The sequence below is a fragment of the Bradyrhizobium cajani genome (genome assembly GCF_009759665.1).
GTDB classification, from domain to species: domain Bacteria; phylum Pseudomonadota; class Alphaproteobacteria; order Rhizobiales; family Xanthobacteraceae; genus Bradyrhizobium; species Bradyrhizobium cajani.
Window position 1 is genome coordinate 129,921 of record NZ_WQNE01000006.1, and the last position, 25,527, is coordinate 155,447.

The 25,527-nt window shown below is 59.3% G+C and carries 20 protein-coding genes and 1 pseudogene; 10 read left to right on the forward strand and 11 right to left on the reverse strand.

Features of this window, described 5'->3' with window-relative positions; all coding sequences use genetic code 11:
- The first annotated feature begins 325 nt into the window (after window positions 1–325).
- Window positions 326–1,042 (forward strand): sulfite exporter TauE/SafE family protein, encoded by a 717-nt coding sequence (locus GPL20_RS10400; protein WP_157329467.1) that lies wholly within the window; start codon window positions 326–328, stop codon window positions 1,040–1,042.
- Window positions 1,043–2,847: 1,805 nt separating this feature from the next.
- Window positions 2,848–4,185, forward strand: a complete 1,338-nt coding sequence (gene hemN, locus GPL20_RS10405; protein ID WP_157329468.1) for an oxygen-independent coproporphyrinogen III oxidase — start codon at window positions 2,848–2,850, stop codon at window positions 4,183–4,185.
- Window positions 4,186–4,584: 399 nt separating this feature from the next.
- Here hemN and GPL20_RS10410 read toward each other — a convergent pair whose 3' ends face one another.
- On the reverse strand, window positions 4,585–5,292 hold the full coding sequence (locus tag GPL20_RS10410) for a hypothetical protein (RefSeq protein ID WP_246250256.1): 708 nt from the start codon (window positions 5,290–5,292) through the stop codon (window positions 4,585–4,587).
- A 1,096-nt stretch (window positions 5,293–6,388) separates the two neighbouring features.
- Between GPL20_RS10410 and GPL20_RS10415 the strand changes: the two genes are divergently transcribed.
- Window positions 6,389–7,792, forward strand: coding sequence for a carbohydrate porin (locus GPL20_RS10415; RefSeq protein WP_254125176.1), 1,404 nt, complete (start codon window positions 6,389–6,391; stop codon window positions 7,790–7,792).
- A gap of 222 nt (window positions 7,793–8,014) precedes the next feature.
- On the opposite strand, the pseudogene GPL20_RS40255 reads toward GPL20_RS10415, so the two are convergent.
- A pseudogene (locus GPL20_RS40255) lies at window positions 8,015–8,209 on the reverse strand (hypothetical protein); the annotation flags it as partial.
- Between GPL20_RS40255 and GPL20_RS40115 the strand changes: the two are divergent.
- Window positions 8,149–8,340: a DNA methyltransferase gene (locus GPL20_RS40115; RefSeq protein ID WP_347340023.1), complete on the forward strand. Its 192-nt coding sequence runs from the start codon at window positions 8,149–8,151 to the stop codon at window positions 8,338–8,340. The pseudogene GPL20_RS40255 and the gene GPL20_RS40115 overlap by 61 nt on opposite strands.
- Window positions 8,341–8,832: 492 nt before the next feature.
- On the opposite strand, the gene GPL20_RS10425 is transcribed toward GPL20_RS40115, so the two are convergent.
- The 4 genes from GPL20_RS10425 to GPL20_RS10440 all read right to left on the reverse strand — a co-directional run bounded on the left by GPL20_RS10425 (window position 8,833) and on the right by GPL20_RS10440 (window position 11,271).
- Window positions 8,833–9,291, reverse strand: a complete 459-nt coding sequence (locus GPL20_RS10425) for a hypothetical protein (protein WP_157329469.1) — start codon at window positions 9,289–9,291, stop codon at window positions 8,833–8,835.
- Between the two features lie 13 nt (window positions 9,292–9,304).
- Window positions 9,305–9,574, reverse strand: coding sequence for a toll/interleukin-1 receptor domain-containing protein (locus tag GPL20_RS10430; RefSeq protein WP_157329470.1), 270 nt, complete (start codon window positions 9,572–9,574; stop codon window positions 9,305–9,307).
- 131 nt (window positions 9,575–9,705) lie between these two features.
- A complete protein-coding gene (locus tag GPL20_RS10435; protein ID WP_347340027.1) occupies window positions 9,706–10,377 on the reverse strand; it encodes a nucleotidyl transferase AbiEii/AbiGii toxin family protein in 672 nt (223 codons plus the stop codon).
- Between the two features lie 93 nt (window positions 10,378–10,470).
- Window positions 10,471–11,271, reverse strand: a complete 801-nt coding sequence (locus tag GPL20_RS10440) for a type IV toxin-antitoxin system AbiEi family antitoxin (RefSeq protein WP_157329471.1) — start codon at window positions 11,269–11,271, stop codon at window positions 10,471–10,473.
- A 112-nt stretch (window positions 11,272–11,383) separates the two neighbouring features.
- On the opposite strand from GPL20_RS10440, the gene GPL20_RS10445 reads away from it, so the two are divergent.
- The 4 genes from GPL20_RS10445 (at window position 11,384) to GPL20_RS10460 (ending at window position 15,077) form a co-directional block, all read left to right on the forward strand.
- Window positions 11,384–11,860 (forward strand): hypothetical protein, encoded by a 477-nt coding sequence (locus GPL20_RS10445; RefSeq protein WP_157329472.1) that lies wholly within the window; start codon window positions 11,384–11,386, stop codon window positions 11,858–11,860.
- A 73-nt stretch (window positions 11,861–11,933) separates the two neighbouring features.
- A complete protein-coding gene (locus tag GPL20_RS10450) occupies window positions 11,934–13,310 on the forward strand; it encodes a 7-cyano-7-deazaguanine synthase (RefSeq protein ID WP_157329473.1) in 1,377 nt (458 codons plus the stop codon).
- A complete protein-coding gene (locus GPL20_RS10455) occupies window positions 13,307–14,485 on the forward strand; it encodes a helix-turn-helix domain-containing protein (RefSeq protein WP_246250259.1) in 1,179 nt (392 codons plus the stop codon). The genes GPL20_RS10450 and GPL20_RS10455 overlap by 4 nt, the downstream gene beginning before the upstream one ends.
- Entirely contained in the window at window positions 14,460–15,077 is a 618-nt protein-coding gene (locus GPL20_RS10460; protein ID WP_157329474.1) for a PIN domain-containing protein, read from the forward strand. The genes GPL20_RS10455 and GPL20_RS10460 overlap by 26 nt, the downstream gene beginning before the upstream one ends.
- Window positions 15,078–15,679: 602 nt before the next feature.
- On the opposite strand, the gene GPL20_RS10465 is transcribed toward GPL20_RS10460, so the two are convergent.
- The 5 genes from GPL20_RS10465 to GPL20_RS10485 all read right to left on the reverse strand — a co-directional run bounded on the left by GPL20_RS10465 (window position 15,680) and on the right by GPL20_RS10485 (window position 23,205).
- On the reverse strand, window positions 15,680–16,213 hold the full coding sequence (locus tag GPL20_RS10465; protein ID WP_205751150.1) for a hypothetical protein: 534 nt from the start codon (window positions 16,211–16,213) through the stop codon (window positions 15,680–15,682).
- A gap of 231 nt (window positions 16,214–16,444) precedes the next feature.
- Entirely contained in the window at window positions 16,445–17,614 is a 1,170-nt protein-coding gene (locus tag GPL20_RS10470) for a Wadjet anti-phage system protein JetD domain-containing protein (RefSeq protein ID WP_157329475.1), read from the reverse strand.
- A gap of 2 nt (window positions 17,615–17,616) precedes the next feature.
- A complete protein-coding gene (locus tag GPL20_RS10475; protein ID WP_157329476.1) occupies window positions 17,617–21,051 on the reverse strand; it encodes an SbcC/MukB-like Walker B domain-containing protein in 3,435 nt (1,144 codons plus the stop codon).
- A complete protein-coding gene (locus GPL20_RS10480) occupies window positions 21,048–21,686 on the reverse strand; it encodes a DUF4194 domain-containing protein (protein WP_309143213.1) in 639 nt (212 codons plus the stop codon). The genes GPL20_RS10475 and GPL20_RS10480 overlap by 4 nt, the downstream gene beginning before the upstream one ends.
- Entirely contained in the window at window positions 21,676–23,205 is a 1,530-nt protein-coding gene (locus GPL20_RS10485) for a Wadjet anti-phage system protein JetA family protein (RefSeq protein WP_246250262.1), read from the reverse strand. The genes GPL20_RS10480 and GPL20_RS10485 overlap by 11 nt, the downstream gene beginning before the upstream one ends.
- A gap of 462 nt (window positions 23,206–23,667) precedes the next feature.
- Between GPL20_RS10485 and GPL20_RS10490 the strand changes: the two genes are divergently transcribed.
- Together GPL20_RS10490 and GPL20_RS10495 are read left to right on the forward strand one after the other, a co-directional pair.
- A complete protein-coding gene (locus GPL20_RS10490; RefSeq protein WP_129144881.1) occupies window positions 23,668–23,919 on the forward strand; it encodes a helix-turn-helix domain-containing protein in 252 nt (83 codons plus the stop codon).
- Window positions 23,919–25,238, forward strand: a complete 1,320-nt coding sequence (locus GPL20_RS10495; RefSeq protein WP_157329478.1) for a type II toxin-antitoxin system HipA family toxin — start codon at window positions 23,919–23,921, stop codon at window positions 25,236–25,238. The genes GPL20_RS10490 and GPL20_RS10495 overlap by 1 nt, the downstream gene beginning before the upstream one ends.
- Window positions 25,239–25,527: the final 289 nt, after the last annotated feature.

Consider the following 25,527-nt stretch of genomic DNA (forward strand, 5'->3'; position numbering starts at 1 on the left):
AGGCGACAACACCATTGCCAGGCGCGGCGCGAGGTGAGCTACAGCAAGAAATGCAGCTCACCTCGGCGGCCTCCTCGAGTGCCGCTCCCTTAGGGGCCAAACGCAGCCCTATTCCAGCCCAGTCAAGTGCCAAGTTCGGCAATTGATGGGACGGTCCAAACATGGCACCCGTTAAGGAAATTGAACTGACTGCACCTCCCGCCAGCGATTCCGGCGGGCGCTTAGATCCGTCCCCAAGCAGAAACACAGTTAGATCGCACCTGATGCACGAATCATGATGGGCTCGGTGGAAAACGGCGAAGATCGTCGCCAGGGTCGGTGAAGCATGGCTTCTCTGCTCTTCGCGATCATCTCACTGCTCTATGCGAGCGTTGGCCAGGCTGGTGGGACTGCATTCGTCTCGCTAATGGCATTTTTTGGTATGTCATCGACTGAGATGCGCCCGACGGCACTTGCTCTCAACATTGTCGTCGCGACTTATTCTACGTGGCTCTTCAACCGCAACAAGGTCGTTGACTGGGCAATCCTGCGCCCGCTTCTCTTTTCGTCGGTGCCAGCGTCGCTTGCCGGTGGCTTGATTGTGCTCGAGGACCACACGTACAAGACGCTGACGGGGCTCGTTCTTCTTCTGGCGAGTGCAGTGATGATCATGCAGCGGGGACGAGCTGCCGATCGTCTTTGCGAAACTCCACTCACGGCAAGCGTGAGCATTGGCGCAACCCTTGGCCTGGTTTCCGGCCTGACCGGCGTGGGCGGCGGAGTGTTTCTCGCGCCGACGCTCATCACACTGAATTGGGCATCACCGAAGCAGGCCGTCGCGTTATCACCCGCTTTTATTCTGGCCAATTCCACAGTTGGCTTCGTCGGAGCTCTTTTCAGCGGCCAATTTCCCTCTCCGGATTTGGCTCTTTACGCTATCTCTGCGCTGGCGGGTGCGGTCGCTGGAACGGTAGTCAGCCTGAACTGCCTGAACCCGGCAGGCATCAGATTTATCCTCGTGGCGGTTCTGGTCGTTGCCGGCATCCAATTGGTTCTCACTTGAAAGTCTCAACACCCATCTTTCGTGAGATCGGCAGGAGGTCCAGCACGGTCAGAACATGATAGAGGCCGCAGCTTAAGTTCTGGTCCGCGCGCCTTGCCTAACTCTGAAAGCCGCCGACGCGACCACGAAAAGCTGTCGGGCCGAGCGGCGATGGGGCGGATCACCTCGTGCATCCCAGCTGATTCTTATGAGCCGAGCGGTCCGTACCCAGTCACATCCCGTTCGCGCTTTCAATTTGGCGGGAGGCTCAATGTTGGCCGGGCGCGCGAGCGGGATGAGGCCTACCTTGATCTCGTCTATGGCTTGCGCGGCCCGCTAATCTAGGGCGCAGTAACGGAGGAAGAAGAGCATCTGATGGGCGAGATCGGGCACGACCACGCTAACCTGCGGATCGCGCCAGGGGGCGTCTTCGACTTTCTCAAGAGCAGTGGGGAGCCTGGAAGATCTACTTCAATGTAGAACTGCAACGCCGCGCAATTCCTTTCCCGCGCGTGTGTCGGTTACGTTCTCATGGAGAATGTCAGGGAAGGTGATGTGCTGAGCGCCAAAAAGTCGCAGGCAAATTCGAGATGGCATGGATGCGAAGGCGCGGCGATCAGCCGCCACGGCCACGAAGCCGTCAAAATGTCGCGCGTGCAGCCTTTGAAATCATCCGCGCCACAATAGTCATCCTTTTACCGGTCCCGGATGAGTTCGATGCCTTCGGCGTTGTACAAGAAGTTGGTGGGGCGCCCACTTTCGACTGATCACGCTGTTTGGCCGCAATCTCCTTGTTGCCTGGCTAGGCTCAGCTCTCATTTCCGGGAGACGAGCTCCAGGTTTGATTGGGGCCTACCAACTTCCTCGATCCAATGTGAATGGAGTGAAATAGCAGGATGCGAGGGCTAATTTCATGCAATGAACAGGCGCAAGATCTCCCAGCCGGCTCCTGCATAGACGGCTCCAGCTCGAAGCATCGAGAACATAGTAACGGGATGGTCGACGCCTGACCAAGCAGTATGTGAAACTGACTGCGATCGCATTAATGCGACGCCAAGGAAGGCTAACGGAATAGATATGCGGGATCTGGCGAAGGACCGATAGCTCCATTGTGAGTTGGTGAGCTACATTAGACAGCGACGAGACGCCGCCGAACCAAGGCGCCCCGACGCACTTCGCCGGGGGCTGAAAGTGCGCTGGGGTCGCCCCAACATCATCAGTACATCCGTGATGATGCTTGTGGCAATGAGACAACCAGCGTGGCGGAAGTGAGGCTTATGCGTTCGATACTAGAGATCAAAACTCGTTTTCTTCGCCTGCGCTAAAGGACTTGAATCGCACGTCGCGTCACGTTGTGCGATTGCACTCCTCGCGCTCTCATCTGGCAACCAACTCATCTTCCGTGGCGCGCCGGCTTTGAACGGGAGGCATCCGTTGAACTCTGCGAGCAACCAAATCGGCTTTTTCTTCCGGTTTGAAGATCCAGGGAAGCTCAGCTGCTCCTGGTGGGACCTACAACCATGTTTTCGTCGCAAAAATAAATGGCGACCAGCAAATGCGAACCGAAGTGTCCTCGGATCAGCGATTGATCGTTCGCGCCGGCTCGTCGGGCACGACTAGCCGCTGCAACCGTGCACGCCCGAGAAAATTCATACCTAAACGTCCAGGTAAGCGCCAACGAGCGGCTCTCACTCCCTGCTCTGCGCCTAAGCTGCGTGAAAACCGGACTAGATCTCAGAAACCACTAGCCGAGTTTGACATAACGCAAAGACACAAGAGAGGGCGTTGGTCAGCTTCATGCTGTTCGAGTATGGGAAAGTTAAGCCTTGCAGACCTCCCTCCTTAACAAGTATTGCGATGCTCAACTGCCTTGGTACACCATCTATCCAACCGTACCGGATTTCTCCGCGATGGTCGGTGCCAAGACTTGTGAGACATGGCTGAGGCGGCTGCCGCCCCAGGAGCCCGTATCGCTCTACATCCACGTTCCGTTCTGTCGCTCTATATGTTGGTATTGCGGCTTCCCTACAAGCCTCACTCGCGGCGAGCGACCGGTCGGCAATTACTTGGCAGCAGTGCGGGACGAGATCGGCTTGGTCACAGAGCAAGTGCCGTGCGCTCTGCCGGTGAGCGACGTGCATTTCGGCGGCGGGACGCCGACCACCATTGCACCGCGCGATTTTCTCACTTTGATGGAACTCCTGCGCCGCTGCTTTGCATTCAGTAAATCAGCTACCATCGCGATAGAAATCGATCCGCGCGGAGTCACGGCCGAGATGGTCGAAACGTTACAAGCGGCCGGGATCAGCCGCGCGAGCATCGGCGTGCAAAGCTTCGATCCGGTGGTTCAAAGGTCGGTCAACCGCGTGCAGAGCGAGGAGCTCACAGCTTCGGTCGTCGAAAGTCTACGCCAGCATGGCATAAGCCGCATCAATTTCGACCTTCTCTTCGGACTGCCCCATCAGACGGTGCGGTCTTGCGTGGACTCCGCGCGGACGGCTCTGGCCATGCGGCCAGACCGGCTTGCGGTTTTCGGCTATGCTCACGTCCCCTCCTATATGAAACGTCAGCGCCAGATCGACGAGACGGCGCTGCCAGATAATGTCGCCCGCGGTGAGCAAGCCGCGGCTATTGCAGACACGCTGGTCTCGGCCGGCTACTGCCAGATCGGGCTCGACCATTTCGCCCTGCCCAATGACGAGCTCGCGCAGGCGCAGAAAGCTGGTCGGCTGCGCCGCAACTCCTTGGGTTATTCGGCTGATACCCGCAAAGCCCTGATCGGCTTAGGTCCGTCAGCCATCGGCCGTCTGCATGACGGTTACGTCCAGAACGAGATCGAAACCGCTTCCTATCACCAACACATTCAGGCTGGCCGTCTGGCAACCTCAAAAGGCTACTGTCTCACCGCCGAAGATCGCCTCCGCGCCGCAATCATCGAGCGTCTGATGTGCGATTTGCAGGCCGACGTACCAGCGATCTGTGCTGCTCACGGATTTGATCCGATTCCTCTTCTCGCTTCGGCCGACCGCCTGGGAATGCTCGCAGAAGACGGGATAGTGGAGGTTGAAGAGGGATTCATTCGAGTCAAGCAGAAGCACCGGTTTGTCATTCGCGCTGTTGCTGCCGCGTTCGACACTTATCTCGACCGCATTCCTATTAACTAAGCCACCATGTGAGCAGATCCCAACCTCTACGCTCTTCGCGAGGAGCGATCCGAAGAAGCGCCTCGGGCAGACACGCCAGATTTCGACGATGCAGCCGCGGTGTGATGACACGACCTTTCAGATATGATCTCAAAAAGTGGCGGGGCTGAATAGAAGAGAGCTGATTTAAGGGAAAGGCGCAGCGGATTCCGCCGTTCAGGGCCACGGCTCGATCATGCGGAAAATGCGCTGCGCCACCTGTCCTGGAGTGCGCTCGATGATAGTGACAGCCTCAGCCACATGCCGCTGGAGACGAGGGCGCCCGCACAAGCTTCGTGTATTTTACGGCCGCAGGCAGCTTTGCGAAGCTACGGTCCACCTCATCGAGCACAGTTGACCACGCCTGCAGCGTCTTAGACCTCAAGGCTCGGCTGTCTTCGGTCCGGCGATCACTGGCGCGCCTCCGACGGAAACAGGCCCCTGTGGTTTGGACCGCCCGAAGCGTTTCCTGGCGACGCTCGAAGCAGCCCGGGCTGGCGACAAAGGTGGCTCGGACGCAGCAGAAGGGACAGGTGTTAAACTCTGCAGCGAATCGATCCGCGAAGTCAGCATGGTGATCTGATCCAGGATCCCTTTGAGGTCATCCCGCAGGGCATTGATCCGGCTGTTGAGTACTGCGATCTCGTCGCCAGTTTTCTGCTGTGCCCAGTTTATCTCAAACAAGGCTGCCCTGTCTTCCAGTGACAGGCTCATCGTTGAAGCGACGTCCCGGGCTTCCGGCTTCTCGACAACCGCTTCAAGGTTAGCCCAAAGCCAGACGCCAGCAGCACACGAGCTGACGAGGACAAGCGGGAGCACCACAACCGGGAGAATCCGTCTTGACGGACCGCGCAAGAGCGGCCGCAAGTCTGAAGCGGCCGCTTGATCAATCAAGTCCATTGTCCCTCGCCCAAGATCCCATTCCAGCAGGCTTGTTTTGTCGACGCGATAGGCCGCGATGCTCACGCGCTCCAGGAGCTGCCAGCGTCGACAATAGTCAATCTTGCCGAGTTCCCGATCGGCTGCCCTGCTCCTATGAAACGCTACTTCTTGAGCAACGCAACGCGACAATTTGCGCGCGTTCTCCATGATAGCGTCACCAGCAAGCAACGGTACTCATCTTCGCCGGCGAAGGCGCAGCATTTTTTCACCATTCAGAAGAACTCTGGAGATTTTCTTTCCCACGGCACGAATGCAAATCGTTCACTCATTCCTGCAGTGTGTTCGATGGAGCCCCCTCACGGCGGCGAGACCACGGCAATGGTCGATTGGAATGGCAAACACCGTACCTGGTCAACTACCAATTCCGGCAGATTGTTCGAGATGACGGAGACGTGGCAAGGGTGACCAACAAACGCCGCACACGTCAAGGATTCGGATGCAAGACAGGTTTTGCCGCGCTCACGGCAGCCAGCAACTGTTCGCCGATACACGCCAAAGCTGCTCGATGGCTGATTCCTGCGGTCTCCGCGCCGATCGCGTTGGATGTTGTGGTGAGGTTGCCGCGCGCGCAACTTCAAGCCTGGCGATTGTCTCGTGTTTCGCTGACAACCATATCGCTAAAGCGCGTCGTGAATGCAAGCCTCTTGCACGGCGAGCCTTGCTTTCCGGAGGCTGCCGTTTAGTTCAGAAAGCCGCCTTCGATGCAGATGCGCGACAGCGCCAGACTCGCTCCACTCACAGTGAGCAGGGCGGACATTCGCAATGTTCGGCGGCCGGGACAGCAAGCCCCCGCGCGCTCGTCGTGAGCATTTGCCGAGCCAGCCCCGTCCTCTGGCCCTCGGCGCACCGGCGTTATGCACCAGCAGAGTTTCGGACCAGATCATCATCGCGCCGCGAACTGAGAGGTTCAGCAAGCCTGAGTGACTCTCTTCGGATGGATCGTGTTCTGGCTCGTCTCTCTCGCCCTCGGACGCGAAAACGCCGGGAGCTCACTGTGGGCCAATCAGGCCGCAGTCCAATTTAATCATGGCCGGCAGACATGGACCCGAAGTACGCCATGCGTGATTGCCTTCTTGCGACGAGCTCGCGTCGGACATACTCGGCTGCGGCAGCACTTTCTTTCAATTTCAGACCAAGGGGAAAGCGATCTGGGCTCGTTATCGCATTTTCGCTAGCGGCTTGTCTGGTCGGCAATTCCGTCCTGGCCCAAACCGCGAGCGGACCTGATCCTAGTAACCACCCTGTGGATCAGACCGGCAAGAAAGGAAACACTTCCGATCGGGCCGCAAAGCTCCCGCTCGACCTGGTTCATCAGGCAATCCGCCCTCCTGCCCCGGCGCCAGCAGCAGGTCCCGGAGTGCCTTTCGAGAGGCGCGGCAATGCGGGCAGGCGTGCTCAGACGAGACCGCAAAAGACGATCGATCCCTTCGAAAGGTACGACAAGCTGCGTGAAAACGGGTTGTGGTTCAACATACCTGGCCCTGCGGACACGATTGATCAGGACAAGGACGGCGTTAGATCGGCGCTGGCAGATGTCGGCATCGGCTACATCGGCTGGACACACAACAGCTTTGTAAACAACCAGCTGCCGAATGCGGCCAGAAGCACTATCGCAAACCAGCTCTATATGGGCCAGAATCCGACCTTCGCGTCGGTAAACCTCATGATCGTCACCTACGATCTCAGCCGGTTTGGCATTGCCGACGGACAGATTGTCGTAGGAGCCGAGCAGCAATACTGGACGTGGGATCGCCCGGGACCAGATCGAGTGGGAATCAATACGCTCGCCTATTATCAGACATTCTTCGACAGGACGCTAGAACTCAAGCTTGGCTACCTCAGAAACCAAAATGAGTTCACCGGCACATTGTTCGGAGGGATTACAGGATCGAACATGTCTGCCTTGTTCCAGGCAGGGATGAGCACCAATGCTGCGCCGACGCCGGCGGTCAATTTGAAGTACAATTTTGACGATCGCTTGTACAACAAGGTCTCCGTCCAGCGCTCAATCAGCCCAGATGGTGCCTATGCCCACATAATCGAGAATCCCACCGGCCTGAACTGGAGCACGGCCAATGCAGGCATCCTTCTCGTTGACGAAGCCGGCTACAAGAGCAAGGCGGCTCCCGGCGTACCCGACACGTGGCTGCGGGCGGGCGTTGGTTTCAACAATAGCCGCTACACGAATTTGACGGCCCCTAAGCAACAAAGGGAGACTGGGAATCATTTTCACTACATCGCTGCGGACAGGCAGCTCTGGCAGAGCGACGCCCTTGGGTTGCCGTCTCGCGGCATCTATGGCGGCTTCTCCATCATGGGAGCTCCGCCTGACCTCAACAGGATCAGCCAATATTGCGAGCTTCGTCTTTATGCGAAAGGCCCCTTTGATAGCCGGCCCAGTGATCTGATTGCACTCGTTGCTAGCAAGACGAGCTGGAGCAAATTTGCGGTGGATGCTGCTCTGGCTAAAGGCCAGCTTGCGCATCGTGATACCACGGCAATCACCGGAACATATACCGCCCGTCTTGCTCCGGGAATATATGCAGGCGTTGGATTATCATACATTCATACCCCCACAAGCATCACGCACACGCCCCAAACGGAACACGCGCTCAATCTGTTGGTATCTACGTTGATATTCCTCTGATCATCGCAAGTGCCATTTTGGTTCCACCTTCTCGAGCCGCATGGGACTTCAGCTTCGCGATCTTCTTGGAGGGGACCGGCGTCAGACGAGCCCGTTGGGAGCTTCGGCGACTGCTTGATGATGAATAACCAGAGGAGCTTTAGGAACGGCGAGAGTCCGCTTTCGTGCACGGGCACGTCGCATCCGACGCAGAGCAGAGTTCTCAAGAGCGAGCTTGGCAAGTGCGGAAGGGTACCCAAAGTAAACGAGCACCCCGTCGCCCATGTATTTCGCTACGAAGCTCCCAAAGCGCCTGACCCGACAGTGACGCATCTCTGAGGCCGACATGATCTCGCGTAGGTCCTCCGGGTCCATACGTGTGGAGAGCGTCGTCGAGCCGACGAGGTCCGACCCGACGCAGAAGCCAATCAGTATCTTGCAGTCGCTTAATAGAAGCGTTCTGCCCACTGGACGCAATTCTGCTAGACCCGTTCTGCGGGTCTGGTTCGACGCTGGTGGTTGCGCGACGTGCTGGCCGATCAGGTGTCGGCATCGAACTTGAAGCATAGCATGAAACGGAGTCCGTACTCACGCCCCACCTATGCGATCTGCATCGATTGGGTGCATGGCCGGTCAAGCGCCGCGTGATAGAACGCCTCGCGCGAGCTGCCCGCGGAGCATTTGGAATTGCAGCCAACTTGCTTTCTCTACCGAGGTTCGGGGTAGACGCGAACGCGCTGGCGTCCTTCGCTTTCCACCAACTCGCCCCTGTAAGGTACTCCGCGGATCTCGACGGCCGCCCGGGCTGGGCATGATGCGCTCGCCTTCCAAAACGCGCACGAGCTAAGACGGCAGGAATCGCTCCCTATGCTCCAGCCGCGCCCGAGAGGATGAAACTGGGAACTCGTATGTCATTGCTATTTCCATATAATTTGGAACGCGGCTCTTACTTATCCTCGTTTGTGCATAGGTCTCCCGCCATCGTTGTGCAAACGGCGACGATGGAGTCGAGAACCTTGGAAAGCTTTGACGTATCGTATGAACCCCCTCGACAGGCGTTGTTATAAAACGCCTTGCTGCAGCGCTCCTCTCTTGGAGGCCCCCTGATATGTTCCCGTATCTTTGTAGTTTGTCCATTGGACCAGAGGCGCAGGAAGACCGCCGACGTGCAAATCGAGGTAGCATTCTATGGAAGCGGCGCGGCCATTTATATCAGCCAGCGCCGCGCCCCCGAGACCAGTGGTAGGAAACAATCCAAACTCCTTGAGCGATGGTAGGACCGTGACTCGCATGTTGATTGGAAGCGCAAGCGCCTGAATCTTTCGGAAAGCGCTCAATCCTTCGTCGTTATCCAGGACAAAGACGGTTCGGTTTTGAACGTCTATTTTCGCGAGGCCTTCTGCAAACTTAACCAAACTGCCTGTTCCAGAAAACGGATGGCGCTCGCTTACGTCAATGAATCGGAAAAAATCCGCGATCTCTGGCCGCAAGAGCTGAAATGCGCGTTTTAGAATATGCACATCGGAGCTTCCTTCAGTGGCAATTAAAAGGTTTGTTTGCGGCGATACAAAATTTACTTTCGAAATATGCTGGCGTGAGAACGAGGACGACAACCTTCGGACTGAGCAATTGACCCTTAATGTACGTCACGAAGTTTTGGCCGTTGGGGATGCCATAGCCATCCAAGGACGAACAGAAGATTTCGGTTTCCGGCACCCCCATCCCTTCCTCGATAAGTTCGACAATTTCCTTTACGAGGTCTTTGTCTCTCACGGCGGGACTGATAAAAATTGATTTACTCAAGTTGCTCTCCACGGAGTTCTGGTTTGTGGATGGGTGCGCAAATGCACGAATTTCAAATGGCTTGGGTCGTTTGGTCTACGGCCTTGTGCTTCATGTCCCGCCCCTCCAGGGATCTCCCGGCAACTTTTCAATCAATGCCGCTGCAATCTCGTCGGACGCTTGGTTGATATCCCAAGATATCCGGTTGCCAGTAGCGGGCTTATATCGGCGGTAAACTGAGCATCGGTCATCTTCTGATGCATATTCTGTTCGAATAGGGCGCGAGTGATGTTATGTCCGCCGTGATCCATGTAGGTCGCAAAGGTCTTCACGATACGGTCCGGATCAACACCATCCTGTTTGAGGGCGACCGCAAGATCAAACAGGTCACGGCCTTTCTTGCGCTGATAGAGGGCGCGGAGCTTGGTGCCCAGCAATTCATCAAGCTCGTAAGTCGAGATATCGCATTTGCCTTCGAACCAGCGAGAACTGACGCTAAACGGCACTTGCTTGAAACCGTGGACGGCAAAATGCTCGCGGGTGCTGGTTTCGACTTTGAGCCTCATATTGATTGGCGGCGTATCCTCGGAAGCAAAGCGGTACACGAAAGTTACGCGGCCTTCGGTCTGCTTCCAGCGGGGCGTTCCGAGCCACGGATCGAGGACGGAACGCAACGCCTCCATGACCGCGCCAGCTGGCCCTGCGCGGACCTGCACCAGGTCGATATCCTCTGAATACCGGGCGGCGGGCGTGATGTAGAGCTTGTAAAGGGCCGTGCCGCCGCGAAAGGCGAGAGCCTTGGACAGGACAGGATGCGTGAATATCTCAACAAGCGCCCTTTACAAGGTCCTGCTCTACCTGGATATCCTGCACCCAGGGCGCGTGAGCTCGCCATTCCGAAATGTAGTCGCGTGGAATCATAGCTCTGGCTCCACTTCGGCATTGACGATCAGCTTCCAGTCATCCTCACGGGCGGCCTCATCGTGAGGCGCAGTCGGCGAAAGCACCGCCGTCTGCCGCGCATGCTGCCGGACATAAGATTTGAGAAGTTCTGCCTTATCGCCCGCACCCGCCTTCGTCAGGAGATAACCGAGGCGCTGCGCCCACGGCATCGGTGCCGTTTGAGCCGCCGTTACGAGCTTCTCAGAGTTTATAGTTTCCGCCAGTTCTCCGAGGACAGTTGCGGCCTGATCGAGCCCCCCGATGTGGCTGGGGTAGCCGACAAGATCGACAGCCGTCGCCTCCGGGGTGGAGACCAGCACGGGGCCGCGCGGAGTGTTAAAGCTTTGGGTAGGGATCGCGGCAATGTCCTTTCGGACGAAAAAGGCGACCCGCACCGCGCCACTCACGAGCGGGCGGCGGCTTTTTGCCAGCATTACCTGGAATTCCTGGGGTCGTTGGTGAGCAGCGCCGTGATACTGAGCTGCCGTTAACAGCCCGGCGTAGTACGTCAGCCCCAGCCTTTTCATGAGGGCGGGGATAAATTGGTCCGCGGGCAGAGATCCTAGGGATTGATATTCGGGCGGGATGATAACGTAGAAGCCCCGGGCCGGAGAGGCGATCAGGCGCCGCTTGGCAAGACGGTTTAAAGCCAGCTTCGCCGCTGCCGGTGAGACGCCAAGCGCCTTTTGCGCGTCGCCAGACTCAAAATGATAGCGCCCGCTGGCAGCGAGTCGCGTCAGGTAGTCCCGGGCAGAGAGGCGGCTTTCCGAAATCATATGCGTAAAGTATCATTTTTCGATACCCTACGCAAATGATCTCATCAAAAGTTCCATAAATTTGACATTGTCAGTATTTTTTTATTACAATCATGACACTGGAGATGAGCCAATGAGTGATGGACCACATAAAAGCCTGCGCATGCGGCGGCATTGGAAGGACCTCGCCGAGCGATCGGCGAAGGCCGCATTCTCGCCGGACCAAGTTTCGGAGGCGCTGCCCCATGCGCTGAAGAAGGAAATCCTCTCGGCCCCCATCAAAGAAATCCGCGATATTATGGGCGGCGACACCCTGTTTCCTGAATTGCGCATCGAGCGCCTGGACGCATTACGGCAGGCTCACCGTTCGGCGGCCGCCACTCGCGTTATCGACTGCGCCATTGCCGCCGCCGCTTCTGGTTTGACGGGAGAAGCAGGCACTCACGCAGCTTTGCAGAACGCGCTTCAAGATACGACGCGCAATGCCCTCCGCGGGATCGAGGAGCATTACCAGCGCGAAGCCACGTCCCGCAGCGCCGGATACGTGCGGACGAGACTGGACGCGCCAGCCAACAGCTCGACTGCGGCGCTATCGCGCGAGACCTTCTAGCACCCGCGACCCCGCCATCGCCGCGCTCCGTCACGTTACCGCGCCAGTCGGGCGTTGATGAAGGGCCGCCCCTATGACCGTGACGGCATACAACGCGACGATCAGCGAGAAATCGATCGATATAGTCGAAGGAGGCCGCAAGCCGCGCAAAGGACGCATCGCGTTTAATCTCGACCAAAATCTCGAATTCAGCATCGAGGCGCTAAGGTCCTACGCGTTCGCCCGCTGGGAAACCGTGATCTACGATGCAATGGTCGTTTCCGCCTCTATTGAATTTTCTGATCTCTCAGTCAAGCGTCCTTCACGCGGCTGGGCGCGGCGCATCACCCTGCGAATTCCCGTGCATGATCCCCTTCGCTGGAGTGATCCTCTAGTTTCCAATGCGCTGCATGACGCGCTCGGTTTCCTCACGGGTGACTTCTGGACGCTTGAATTTGTACAGCGGTCCAAATCTGTCGCGGCTCCAATTCAGGAATGCCTACCGTTCCCGCGCCCGACCGAGGCCGTGATCGCATATAGCGAAGGCATGGATTCCCTGGCTGTTGCGGGCCTCGCAGGCAAAACGCTCGGCGACAAACTCGTCCGCGTCCGCGTCGGCTCCAAAGCTGCCGACAAAACCACTATCGACGGTCAGCCGCAGCCTTTCGCGAGAGTTCCTTACAGATTCAAGAAGATCAAGACGAGCAATCGCGAATCAAGCGCCCGGACCCGTGGCTTCAAATTCGCGCTGATCAGCGGTCTTGCCGCTTACCTCGCCGATGCCCGGCAAATTCTGGTGCCGGAGAGCGGCCAGGGTTCAATCGGTCCTGCTCTGGTAACCGTCAGTCACGCCTACCCGGATTACCGAAATCATCCTCTCTTCACAAAGCGGATGGCCCGCTTCCTCGCGGCATTGCTAAAAAATCCGGTGGAGTTTGTGTTTCCGCGTCTTTGGAACACGAAGGGCGAGACGCTGCGCGAATTCACTACGCTGCCAGAAAGCGAGACGTGGAAAACGACGCGATCTTGCTGGAGAGATGTGCGCTGGAGCGCGCTCGATCACAAACATTTACAGTGCGGCATATGCGCGGCCTGCATGCTGCGCCGCATGAGTGTACACGCCGCCGGATTGCGCGAAGAGGATGGAATCTATATCTGCACGGATCTGCGTGCGCCGTCGCTCGATGCCGCGATTCACCCTGACTTTACGCGGAACAGTCGCGCTTTCGAGCAATATGCGATCGCGGGTACACTTCACCTCGATCATATGGCGGACATGGCGGGGGCAAATGCGCGTCCCGCTGTCCAGCGGCACGCCATTTTGACAGGGATGGCACTCGGAATTTCGACCGCAGACGCCGAGGACAAGATTATCGGCATGCTCGAACGGCATGCTGCGGAATGGAGCAACTTTTTGGACGGGTTGGGAGAAAACTCGTTCATCAGGAAATGGACGCGGGCGAGTCAATGAGCGGCGAAAGACTAACGGACAAGGAAGTCGGCGAGCGCCTGCGGCTAGCGCGTGAGAACGCGAAGCTGACGCAGGTCGATGCCGCCGCCCAGATTGGAGTTGTGCGTACCACCCTTGTTGCGATCGAACAGGGAAAGCGCCGCGTCCAGATGGATGAGCTGCAAAAGCTCGCTATCGCTTATCGGACTTCCGCGAACGCTCTCTTGCGGCGTGAGGCGGTGCATCTTGATATGGTGCCTCGGTTCCGAAAGTTGCAGGAAAGCAGCGATGATGCGGTAGAAGCTGCAACGCGCCTCCTAAACGACCTCGTCCGCGCCGAAGTGGAGCTTGAGAATGCCCTGGGCGTCGTCCGTACGCGCAATTATCCTCCCGAGCGGCCAATCCTGCCGGGCGATATCCGAGCGCAGGCGGAGCAGGATGCGCAAGAGCTGCGCGATTGGCTCGGCCTGGGACCCGGCCCAATCACCGATATTGTTTCCATCTTGGATTTACAGCTCGGCGTCCGCGTCTACGTGCGGCCCCTCAACGGCAAGGTATCGGGCCTCTTTGCTTATGATGAGACCGCGGGCGCATGTATTCTTCTGAATGCGAATCATCCCCCTGAGCGGCTGCTGCAGTCAGGAGTGCATGAGACCGCGCATCTTATTTCGACCCGCCGTCAGCCCGAAGTGCTGACGGATGACGAGCGTTTCGCGTCGAGGGAAGAACGTTATGCCAACGCTTTTCAGCGTTCTTTCATCACGCCGGCACGGGTTGTGCGTCAACAATTCGCGGAAATGACCGCGGGTCAATCTCACCTCACGCGCCGCCACATCATCCTTCTTGCCCACACTTCGGGCGTGTCGCGTGAAGCTATGGTGCGCCGATTGGAGGAACTGAAACTCGCCCGCGAGGGTACCTGGGATTGGTTTGTCGCTAATGGCGGGATTACGGACGATCAAGTCCGTCAGGTGCTTGGCGAGTTGCCTGACAAAAGGGTCTATACCGCCCGGGCGCAGGGCTTGGTCCCGCCGCGTCTCGCCCTTCTCGCCCGCGAGGCGTGGAAGAAGGATATCTATAGCGAAGGACAACTTGCCCGGTTGCTGCAACTAAATCGCCACGAGGTAAGAGAGCTTCTGGAGGGCGCGGAAAAAGAGGAAAGCGAAGCCAATGAGCTTGTCAAGCTTCCTCACTAATCGCCGCGTGGGTTTAGTTGCCGATGCCAGCGTTATGATCAATTTGAACGCCACGGCTCGCGCTGCAGATATAGTGAAGGCTGTGCCTAACCCGTTTTCGATCACGGAGAACGCCGCGGCTGAGCTAAAAGCGGGATCTCAGAAGGGCTATAGGGATCACGAACAGCTTCTTGAGCTGATTGACGCAGGCCTCATACGCCGCGCTCCTCTTAGCGGTCCGGGTATGGCGGTTTATGAAAGCCTTATCGACGGTTCTGCCAGGCAGACACTTGACGACGGTGAAGCCGCAACCATCGCTTATGCGAAAGAGATTTCCGGGATCGCGCTCATAGACGAGCGCAAGGCAAGATCCCTATGCGCGAGCCAATATCCAGGGCTCCTCGTCGCGTGCACCGTAGAGTTTCTGATGCATGACGCCATTGCATTGGCTATCGGTGTCCAGGCGCAAGCTGACGCATTGTTGAGCGCTTTGAACGGCGCTCGCATGCATGTGCCCTCTGAGCATCTGGAACGACTTCGCACGATGATCGACCCGGAGCGGGCGGCATTATGCAGCAGCCTGCCCAAGACGGCGCGAGCAGCTACCGTCTGACGACGTTCTGGCCAACACGACCAAGATGGCAGTGATATTCCTAAGCGCCAGAGCAGGATTAAGAAGCCGCCGCGCGCAAACGTTAGTTCCAATTAATGTGACCAGCCGACAACTTTTTGAATTCGGAGCCATGGCACATCCGGGGTTGGCCTCGATGTTTGCAATCAAGTAATCGAGGCATTCTTGCAGGCATTGATTGATCACTGTTGCCCTCACTAGGGTAAGCGCAGTTTTTGCATGCGTGCGGCACAGTGTCCTGCCAAGCTGCGCGCGAACCTCAAAGTCCGACAACGCTACCATCACATGCGCTGCGAACCTGTCGCCCGCGAGCGATAGTATTGCGTCGTAACCCCCCTACCGCCGGGTGACAAGCCTCCGCAGTACGAGACGCCTCTGCCGATTCGGCACATGAGAACGGTCTTGAAAAGTCGTTGCGCGAGGTTGTCGAAGATCGATTGCTGGTCCGGAACATAAGAATAGAGCTGCGCAGCTACTGGCGGCTCATGATGGAAGTTGTCCCAGCCATTGTGCTTGTCACGCAGTTCCGTAATCAGCTCGTCGACGATGACAACGCGCTCGGATGGCGAACGTAAGGCATTGCCTCACATGCGCTCGGCTGCATGTATGGTCGCCAGCTCCTGCGCGCGAACGTCGAGCTTTTGCCGCCGGGCTCGGTGCAGGGCCGATAACTTGGCCGACCGCTCCGCCATGCCGCGAGCGACCCGCTGGTCGATCCGCAATTTCGCGGCGGCGTCGCGCTGCCTGATCCCGGCTTTGGCTTCGTCGACCCCGGCAACTTGTTGCTCGATGGATAAGAGCTTCTTATTGAGATCGCGCGTCCTGACGCCCTCGATCTGGCGCGCAAGGCTGTGCACCTTGCCAAAACGGTCGACTACCACGTACGCGCGCCGGTCACCCGTCGATAAGACGTACCCCTTCTCCTTCAGCGCCGCCTGGAACGCTTCCGCACTGTCCGACCTGCGGTAGGCCTCCGTGATCTCCGCCCGGAGCTGCACCGGGTCGATCCCGGTTTCATCATACTGGGCTTTCTCGGCGAGGGTCTGCTCCTTCTTGCGCTGGCGCTCCGCGCCCCGGTCCTGCGCAAGACGGTCAGGCAAAGGCAGCCCGAACTCCATGGCAAGTTCCTTGGCGACACTGCGCAGCTTCTGCCGGTCGTGGGAGAGTTGCACCGCACGCAATGCAGTGCCGGCAGACTTCAGTTGCTCACTTCAATCGGGCTCAGTCTTTGACTGAGGGACCGCAAGGCTTGTAGCGCAGTGTCGGGACCCGATTAAGCGCGAGCACGACCTCACCTGCACGACGGCTTGGCCATCCGGATCGACACCGCGTTGATCCGCGCGCATTTTCTAATGAAGCTCTGGCAGGACTGGATCGAGTTCTTCCTGCTCGAGCGTCTTGGCTCCATCTTCCGCCAGGTACGCTGCCAAAGCGGCGATACCGGAGTCCGGTGGACACCGAGCGGGTGCCGATTTTTTGAACGGCACTCGCCCCAAGCGCTCGGCAACTTCGACGCTCATGAGGTGGGGACGGATCGGTCGGTGGACGGCGCGCTCGATGGTGTGGAAGATCCAGGTGCCGTCCGGATCGATGTCCGACCAATGAAAGATCGGCGTCTGTTCGGATACCAATCCTGCGATCGTCCGCAGCGCCTGCTGCGTGGCAAGCGAGGGGTACCCGCCGACATACATGGTCGTTCCTAATCGGCCGGGGTCCGCCTCGGCGATGTGCCGGTTGAAGCTTGCGAAGTTTTCGATCGTCAGAACGTAGGCCGGTGGCTCCCGGAAGCGGATGCGATCTGCTTCCTTGGGAGCGATTCCGAGATAGTGCGGAGATATGCTGGAAAGATCGGCTCCGTCGAGGTCGATCTTGCCCGCGATCAGCAGCGGAGGCGCGAAGCGCTCCAGTCCGATCGCTCGCAGTGCCTCGCGGGGACGGGCGCCAGGTGGAAAGTCCATTATGCCGCTCAAAAGCCGGACCACGGCACCCTCAATGCGTTCGAGTATCTTGCTGTGCCCCACCGTACGTCGCGAGAAAGTTTTGTAGTCGACGTCCAGATGCTTGTTATCGAGGATCGCCTGCGCGAGAACGAATGCGTGGCGCAGCGTGTCGACGTCGGACGAACCGAATCCGTGCCACGTCTTACCCCGCGCCCACACCTCTGCGATTTGAGAGCCGGTGTTCTTCAGGGACTCGTGCAGCGCCACTCCGGCTACAAGCCGCGCGGCGGCGTCCTCCGCGATGCGTGACGCCGGGGTGCGGCCGAGATATCGGTATAAGATCTCCGCCGAGGCCAACCGCATGTGCGCCACTTGGTCTCGTTTGGCGCCGCGCCCCCAGCCAATGGACACCGCGCCGGCACTTTCGGCTCTCCTGATCTGGTTCAGAAAAGCGTCCGCCGCGACGACCGACGAGAAAGCGGCATAGTCGGCGTGGGCGATTGGGCTTGCGGCCCCGGCCTCGAAGCGATCGAGCAGGTCATTCAGGAGCCGGTTAGCGTCCGTGAAACGTCGCGCCATAGCTACTCGGCGGCCAGACGGGTGGCGAGCTCATCTTCGGACATCAGGTCCGGATCGATGGCCATCAGCTCGCGCTTGGCCTTCTCTTTCAGTTCCACCACGGTCGCCCTGGATTGCTCGCCGATCCGGTCCACCTCCACGATCGTGTCCATGTGCTCGAGCACGGCGACCCGCTTCTCGAACGGCGCCGCGATCACGAACTGCAGGCCGAGGTTTTTGTAGAAGCTCATCATCTGCCGCTGGTTCTTGCCGTCCATCTTGGAGAAGGCCTCATCGAACATGGCCAGGGCGAAACCGGCGGGCTTGCCGGCACGACGCTCCGCACTGCCGTAGACGGCGGCCAGCGAAGCGCCGATGGCGACGTAGATAGGCACCTGCTGTTCGGCGCCAGACCCGGTCCCGCGCCGCTGCTCCCAGCGCGTCGAGCGGCCGGTGGCGACATCCTCCATGTGAATCTCGAAGGTGTAAAAATTCCGGTAGTCCTCGAACTGGGTGAAATCCTTGTCGGAGTCCTCAAGCAGCGCCTCGAGTGCGACGATCGTATCCTTGTGCGGAAAGTCGTCGGGCACGTCGCCCCGGAACAACATGTCGAGCGCCTCCGGGGACGTCTTGGCGATCTCAATGATCTTCAAGATGGGCTGGAACTCCACGACCTGGGTGCGGTGGAATGAATAACGCTCGTTGTGGAAGGGATGTGCGTAGAGACTGCGGTTCAACGATTGCAGCTCCCGCTCCATCTTGCCGATCCGGGCCGTGAGCGCGTTGATGAACTCGCCGCGCAGCAGGGTGGAGGCCTTTTCCGCCGCTTCCCGAGCCTGCCGTTCGTACTGGCGCAGCTCGTTGGATTCGATATCCGCGATGAGCTGCTCCATCCAGGGCTTTACCTCTCTCAGCGGCTCGCTCTCCGCGCCGACTTGCGAGCTCATCCCGAACTGGTCGAAGTAATCGTAGAGGAGCTCGCGGACCCGCCGCTCGATGCGGGCGCGCTCTGCGTCGGAGGCGTCCGCATCCTTTAGTGCCCTGTCCGCGATGGCGCGGTGTTTCTCCGCGAAGCCCTTTTGAGCTGCGGCATTGAGGCGCTCGCGGTACACGATCCTACCCTTTGCGGCGGAGTAGAGCGGGAAGGTCTTGCGATAGATCGACCGGGCGACCCGCAGGTTAAGCTCGGAGCCGGGTACGTTTTCGCCCTCTCCGAGCCTCCTCTCTGCCGATCTGACCTCACCGTCATGCTCGCCGAACGCCTTCTGCTGGATCTTTCGCTCGTCGAGCCTCTTCTCCTTCAGCTTCTGCTGCGCTCGTTTCTTGTCGCGAAGTCCGCCGTCGCCCGCCCCGTCAAGCGCTTCGAGCCTCGCCTGGGCTTCGGCGATCTCGGTCTGCGCGGCTGCGAAGGCAGCGGCGCTGGCCTTCAGATCGTCACGCTCCTCGCAGATGTTCTTCAGAGCGGCAAAGGCCTGCTCTGCCGCCTGGGCCTCCTTGCTCTTTTCCGTTTGGAGCCGATCCAGTTCCTCGGCCTGATCCTGCAGGGAGCGCAGGGCGTTCGCCTGGGCCGCCTTTCCAATCTTGTGCTGCGAGGCTTCGATCCAGCGATGGGTCCTTACGAGTCCGTCGTCGTAGAGGCCGTCCTTCATGATAGCCCGCCCCGGCCTGTTGAACTGGTCGAGCGTATCCGCGAGGCGGACCGTGCCGTAGCGGCGCATGATGAAGGCCATCGCGTCCGGATCCTGGCTCCGGAAGATCGAGGGGAAAGTACCGCGCTCCGGCTTGGCCCTGAACTGCTCGAGCTTGTTTAGACTCACTAGCGATGCATGGCGAAACTCGCGGCGACCTTCCTTGAAGATCGACGTGGCGGCGCTGATATCCCCTCTGTCCACGAACACGGCTTCTCGGTCGCGGCCGAGGAGCGCCTCGGCGGCTCCCACCCACTCGGGTTCGGCGACTTCGATGATCTCGCAGAGCACGCGCGGGACCATTCCGCTCTGCCGCAGCCTGCGGCAGAGGAGTTCAGTGTCATCGCCGAGATAGGCCCGAGCCCCTCCGGCGGCGTGCTGTCGAATCCGTTCGAGCACCTCGTCGCGGCGGCCTCGGAGCCCGGAAAGCTCCGCGATGATCCTTTGGCGCGCTTCGTCGATCTTCGGCAGCCATTCCTGGCCGCTTGCCGCGAAGGACTTCTCGGCCGCGGAGAGCTCGTCGGAGACGCGCCCGATGTCGGCCCCGGCGGTGGCGGTCAGAAGACGCTCAAGGGCAGGAACGAAGTCCTCGAAACCGTCCACGCACATCGGGCGGAGCGGCTCCAGGCGGCGGATGTTCTCCAGACGAGCCTTGAAGTCCGCCGAGGCGCGGTGCGCCGCCTGCCCGGCCGCATCGGCGGTCTGCTGCAGGGACTTTCTGCCGGTCTTGGCATCGTGCTCGGCGATCGCGGCCGTGAGGCGCTCGATCTCGTTATCGATGGCCTTGACGTCGTCGTCGATGAAATCGAGTTCTTTTGCTGCGGCGTCCCGGCGCGCCATCTCGGTACGCCGCTTGGTCTTGAAGTCCAGGTTTATCGCGCGCGCCGCGAGCCAAGTCGCGCGTTTTGCGATCCACTCCTCCCTGAACTTGGTCTCGTGCGCTTCTTCAAGAGTGCCGAGGACGACCCGAAGCGCCCTCAGGGCTTCGAGCCTGAGGCGCATCTTTCTGATGGTTTCGCTGATGTTGCGGTATGTCTGGATCGACTCGCGCAGCTCCTTGATGCCGATGGGGCTGTCTTCGAGGATGTAGTTCCGCACGAACTGCGTGGCCGTCTGGTTGTGGTCGAGCGTCATCGCGTTGACGATTGATTTCTGAAGGGCGCTGGCGTTCTGCTCGCCATAGGGCGAATGCGGCAGAAGATGGCGCATGTACTCGCGGACGTAGTCGCTCGCCCGGTCGCGATGATTGACGAAGTTGCCTTCGCCGACCGCTGCGACGATCCGGGCGCGCACGTCCTCCCACGGCGCCGGGAATTGCGACTTTCCGCGCTGCTCGATGAAGTCCTTGGAGCTCAGAACGGTACCAACGGCGACGAACAGTGCCAGTACGGTCTCCCTGCTGTCGGACTTGCGCGCCTCAAGCGCCATGCCGATCGTGACCGGCGGTCGATCGCCTTCTTTGTCTTCGAAGCCTAGCGCCACGTAGGTGCGCGCCTCGTCGCGCCGGCGCTGATCTTCCCCGAGCGTCCCAAGGCAGTAATCGACGACGCTGCGCTTCGAGCCGCTGCGCGATTTTCCGCTGTCGCCGGCGACCGCGTTCAGGCGCAAGAACCGCCGGCTCCCGCCGGTGAGAACGACCTGTGCCATGTCGAGGATTGTCGATTTGCCGGACCGGTTCTCGCCCAGGACCCCGACGTGTCCTATCACGTCGATGTCGGCGATGTCGAACAGGTGCCAGTTCACCATCGTGAGGTGTCGCAGCTCCATCATGCCTCATCTCCTGCGGGCTGCGGAAACCGCGCCTCCTCGCTACGGACGTAGCGCTCAAGCCGTTGGAGGGCATCGCCGCCACTGATCAGCTTGATCATCGGGCGGATCCTGATCTCGCAGTCCTGCTGCTCGTCGTCGAAGTCCCCGATCTCAACCAGGTTGCGCTGGGCCGCCTCGCGCAGGACGTCACGGAAACGGGCGGCCGAGATCGCGCCTCCGCCGCCATGTTGCGCCATCTCACGGTAGCGATCGAACAGGTCGTTCAAGGTGGCGACAACGACGGCCCGGTCCTCGACCGCTCCGACGTTCACCTCTTGCTGCCAGTACGCCGCCAGCACCAGCATGACGATGGTTTCGTCGAGCTTCATTCGAGGCAGCGGCACATCCTCGTCCATGGCGACGATGCCCGCCCATTGCGCTTCCGGATCGCGATGGACGCGGTATCCGCAACTATCGAAGAAGCCGTCGACCACGTCGCGGAAGCGGCCATCCATGATCATGTTGTAGACTGTCCCAGTCCGGGGATCTCCCGCGAACACGAACTGCCGCCGTAGCAGGAAGTGCAGCGCTTTGCGGAGGTCAGCTGCCTTTTCCGCGCCGAAGGATCGCTCGATGTTTTCGAACTCACTGAGCACGGGCTGCCTCTGCTTTCCGGAAGTGGCCGGATCGCCTGACCACGAAGTTCGCGCACCGAAGCCATTGGCTGTCGTGCGGCGGCGTGTCTGGGCGCGGCTCAAGATCGAACCCGGCCGCGACCTGCGCCGGAACCTCGCCTGTCAACGCATATCGGCGGGCGCAATCGAAGGCGAGAAAGTCGTCCACGGTCTCGATTTCCATGAAGCGGGCTTCCCTGGTCGCGAAGGGCGGCACCTGGCCCTCGAGGAATCGTCTGACATCCTCGGGCCGGGGCGCGATGCGAGCGATGTACTCGAGGCGGAGCTTCTTGCGCAGTTCGTACAGCGGGTCCGATGGCGGCTCGGCGAGCTCCCTTGCTTCGACGGGACGGCGCGGCTGCCTGGCCGGGGCCTGATGGTGCTCCGACCAGGGGGACCACAGCGGCTCGATGCTCCATTCGATAGTTGCCTTGTGGTGTCTGCCGTCCCGCAGTAGGGCATCCAGGCGCCGCACCAAGTCGCCGGCCCGGCCGACCAGTCCCTGCCCGCCCCGCTCGGCGTACTTAATGGTGTTGCGGACCCGGGCTTCGAGCTGCCTGCGGAAGGCCTCGATCCTATCGAACATCTCCCCGATCTGATCGAAGACGCTTTCGATGGCCAGCAGGTCGTCGGCCGCGGCCATTCGACCGTCCTCGATATCGGCTGCCATGCTGGAAGCTGTGTACTCCTCTGCGAGGACCTGCATGGTTTGCGGGGTGTAGGAGATCCTCCGCGCGAGATCGACGATGGCGTCGCGGAAGCGGTACGGATGGTTGACGGTGAGAATGGACTCGAAATCCTTCAGCAGGAGCTGGTCGACGAACTCCTCGAAAAAGGCTTCCAGCCGGGTAGCGACTGTTTTCGACTCCATGACGGTCCGCCGGACGCGCTTCAGGTCGGCGAGAATGGCCCGCAGGCTCTTAGTGAACTGATCGGCCTGATTGCGCGCCTCGCGGACGGCGAGCGCGGCTTCGCGCTGCTTGCGGTCGGTGATCTCGGGCCTCAGTTTTTCAACGGCCTCCAGGTTGAGGCGGATTTGCACGATCAAGCCGCCGAATCGCTGCGAGAGATCCTTGTTGAGGCTCGCGAGCCGCTGGATCACGAGCAGCGGTCCCATAGCCATGTCCACGGTAACGCGAAGCCCGTATTCCTCCTCTTCGAGCCATCCCCAGGCGAGCAGCCTAGCGTACAGTTGTCGGGCAAGACCGAGCGCCTTGTCGCCCTTCTCGGAAGCGAGCGCGACGTCGGCCTTGCGGATCCGGCGGCGTCCCGCGGAGATCAATTCCGGAAGGCTGCCGAAATCATCGCCCTCGTTCCAGAGGGCGGGGTTGGCGCGCATGACATCGTAGATGGCATGGACGACCTGCTGCGGGGTCGGAAACGACGGTGCGCCTGAAAAGAAGCGTTCGTGCAGATCGAGCAGACAGGCCGCGTACAGGTGCTTGTGATCGCGCGAGAAGGCCAAAAACGCGTCGTCATGCAAATGGCGGAACAAGGTCAATGACGCGGCTCCTGGGCCCGACTTCATGCTGAGATAGCGACGCTAAACGCATGATGTGCCGGACAACATTGTTATTGAGAGTGGGTCTTGAAAATACAACCGGAAGATCGATTCGTTCTTAGTATGTTCTAATATAGCTTTCCAGCTCAATCGCTGTCGAGGCTCCAAAAGTCGGATCGGAGTTTGGTGTCCGGGTCTTTAGATAACGGAACAAGCCGGCCTCAAGTCATTAAATCTATTTGTGTAACTCTTCCCAGACAAGGAGTTGCCGGCGCGAGAGATACAACCGTTTTGTTACCACTTCGCCAAAACTATGAAGCATTTTTCCATCATCGCCGAGTCTATACTCTCTATTCATACGCAATTGCGTATTAAGCCTAAATATACGCGAAAGCGCATAATTAATAGATATTCGCGAACGCGCATATTGACGTTATATACGCACTCGCGTATCGTGATTTGATGGATACGATCGCCCGCACCCCGCAACAAGTTGGCGCTGGAATCAGACGCTTCCGGCGGCAGAAGAAGCTTACCCAGCGTGACCTGGGTGAGAAGATGCATGCGCGTCAAGCGACAGTCTCGAAGCTCGAGGCCGGCGAACCTGCAACGCAGCTGCGCATCCTGATGGATGCGTTGGCCGGGCTCGACCTCGAGCTCGTCATCCGGCCGCGCACCAAATTAACGGCTGAAGCGATTGAGGATCTCTTTTGATGGCGCGTCGTCCTGCCCGGGCGCCGCTCAATGTTTACCTCAACACGCGGCTGGTCGGCCGGCTGCGACGCGAGAGCAGCGGCGCAATCGATTTCCAGTACGACAGGCAGTGGCTCGCGTGGGAAAATGCCATCCCTGTTTCGGTGTCGCTGCCTCTGCGCGAGGATCGTTATATTGGCGATCCAGTCGTCGCTGTCTTTGACAATCTTCTGCCCGACAATGACGACATTCGCCAACGCGTCGCTGAACGTGCGCATGCTGACGGCCCCGACGCTTACAGCCTGCTCTCCGCCATCGGCCGCGACTGCATTGGTGCGCTGCAGTTCCTGCCCGATGGTGCCGCGCCCGGAGCCGCTGGCGCTATTGATGGCCGTGCCGCCAGCGATCAGGAGATTGCAGCCATTCTCGGCAATCTTGCCAGCAATCCACTCGGCATCGGCCCCGACCAGGATTTCCGTATTTCTCTGGCCGGTGCGCAGGAAAAGACAGCGCTGCTTTATTGGAAAGACAAGTGGTACGTTCCTCATGGCACGACCGCAACTACGCACATCATCAAGCCGCAGATCGGGAAGTTGCCGAACGGAATCGACCTGACCAGCAGCGTTGAAAACGAGCATCTGTGCCTCGAGCTGGTTGCCGCACTCGGCTTGCCGGTCGCCAAATCAAGCATCATCGATTTCGCCGGGCGCCGCGTGCTCGCAGTTGAGCGGTTCGATCGCATCTGGACGCGCGACGGCCGGCTGTTGCGGCTGCCGCAGGAAGACTGCTGCCAAGCACTATCGGTTCCGCCCGCGCGCAAGTATGAATCCGACGGCGGACCTGGCATCCGCAAAATCTCGGATTTCCTCAAGGGCAGCGATACGCCTGAGGACGACCGGGCCATTTTCTTCAAGGCGCAGATCGTGTTCTGGCTGCTTGCCGCCACCGATGGCCATGCGAAGAATTTTAGCATTCATTTGGCGCCGGGCGGACGTTTTCATCTTGCCCCGCTTTACGACATCATCTCGACCCAACCGAGCCTGGACGCTGGACAGATCAGCCAAAACCAAATGAAGCTGGCCATGGCGATCGGTAGCAACCGGCATTACGTCGTCCACACGGTTCTCGGCCGACATTTCGTGCAGACTGCTAAGAGCTGCGGTCTATCCGACAAAACAGTCAAGGCTGTCTTCCAGCAGCTCGGCGATACAGCCGCAAAAGCCATAGATCAGGTGCTGAATGCGCTTCCAAAAGGATTTCCGGAGAAGATGGCCATATCGATTGCTGATGGCGCGAAGCGCCGTGTGAATTCGCTGGCTGGTCTCAAGAGTAGTGAATGATCCGCGGCCAGTCGGCGCGGCGCGTAGGTAGGCTTTTCTGACCGAGCTGGCGTTGCGGCCAAGATCTCGGGATCATATTTGCTATGTGTCGCCTTGATGAAAGAAGTTGCTCTCCGCGTCCCATCTTTCAAGGCGGCCTTCATCGAAGGAGCCCAATCAGCCACCGCCGCACTCAATTCGTGCCCGGCGCCTTCACCGCATGAGGCCGCTCCAACGCCTCTAGAACGGCGTTGAAAGCAAGTCCGATCATCGTGATGCTGATGATGCCCTACATCTGAGGCATCAGGAA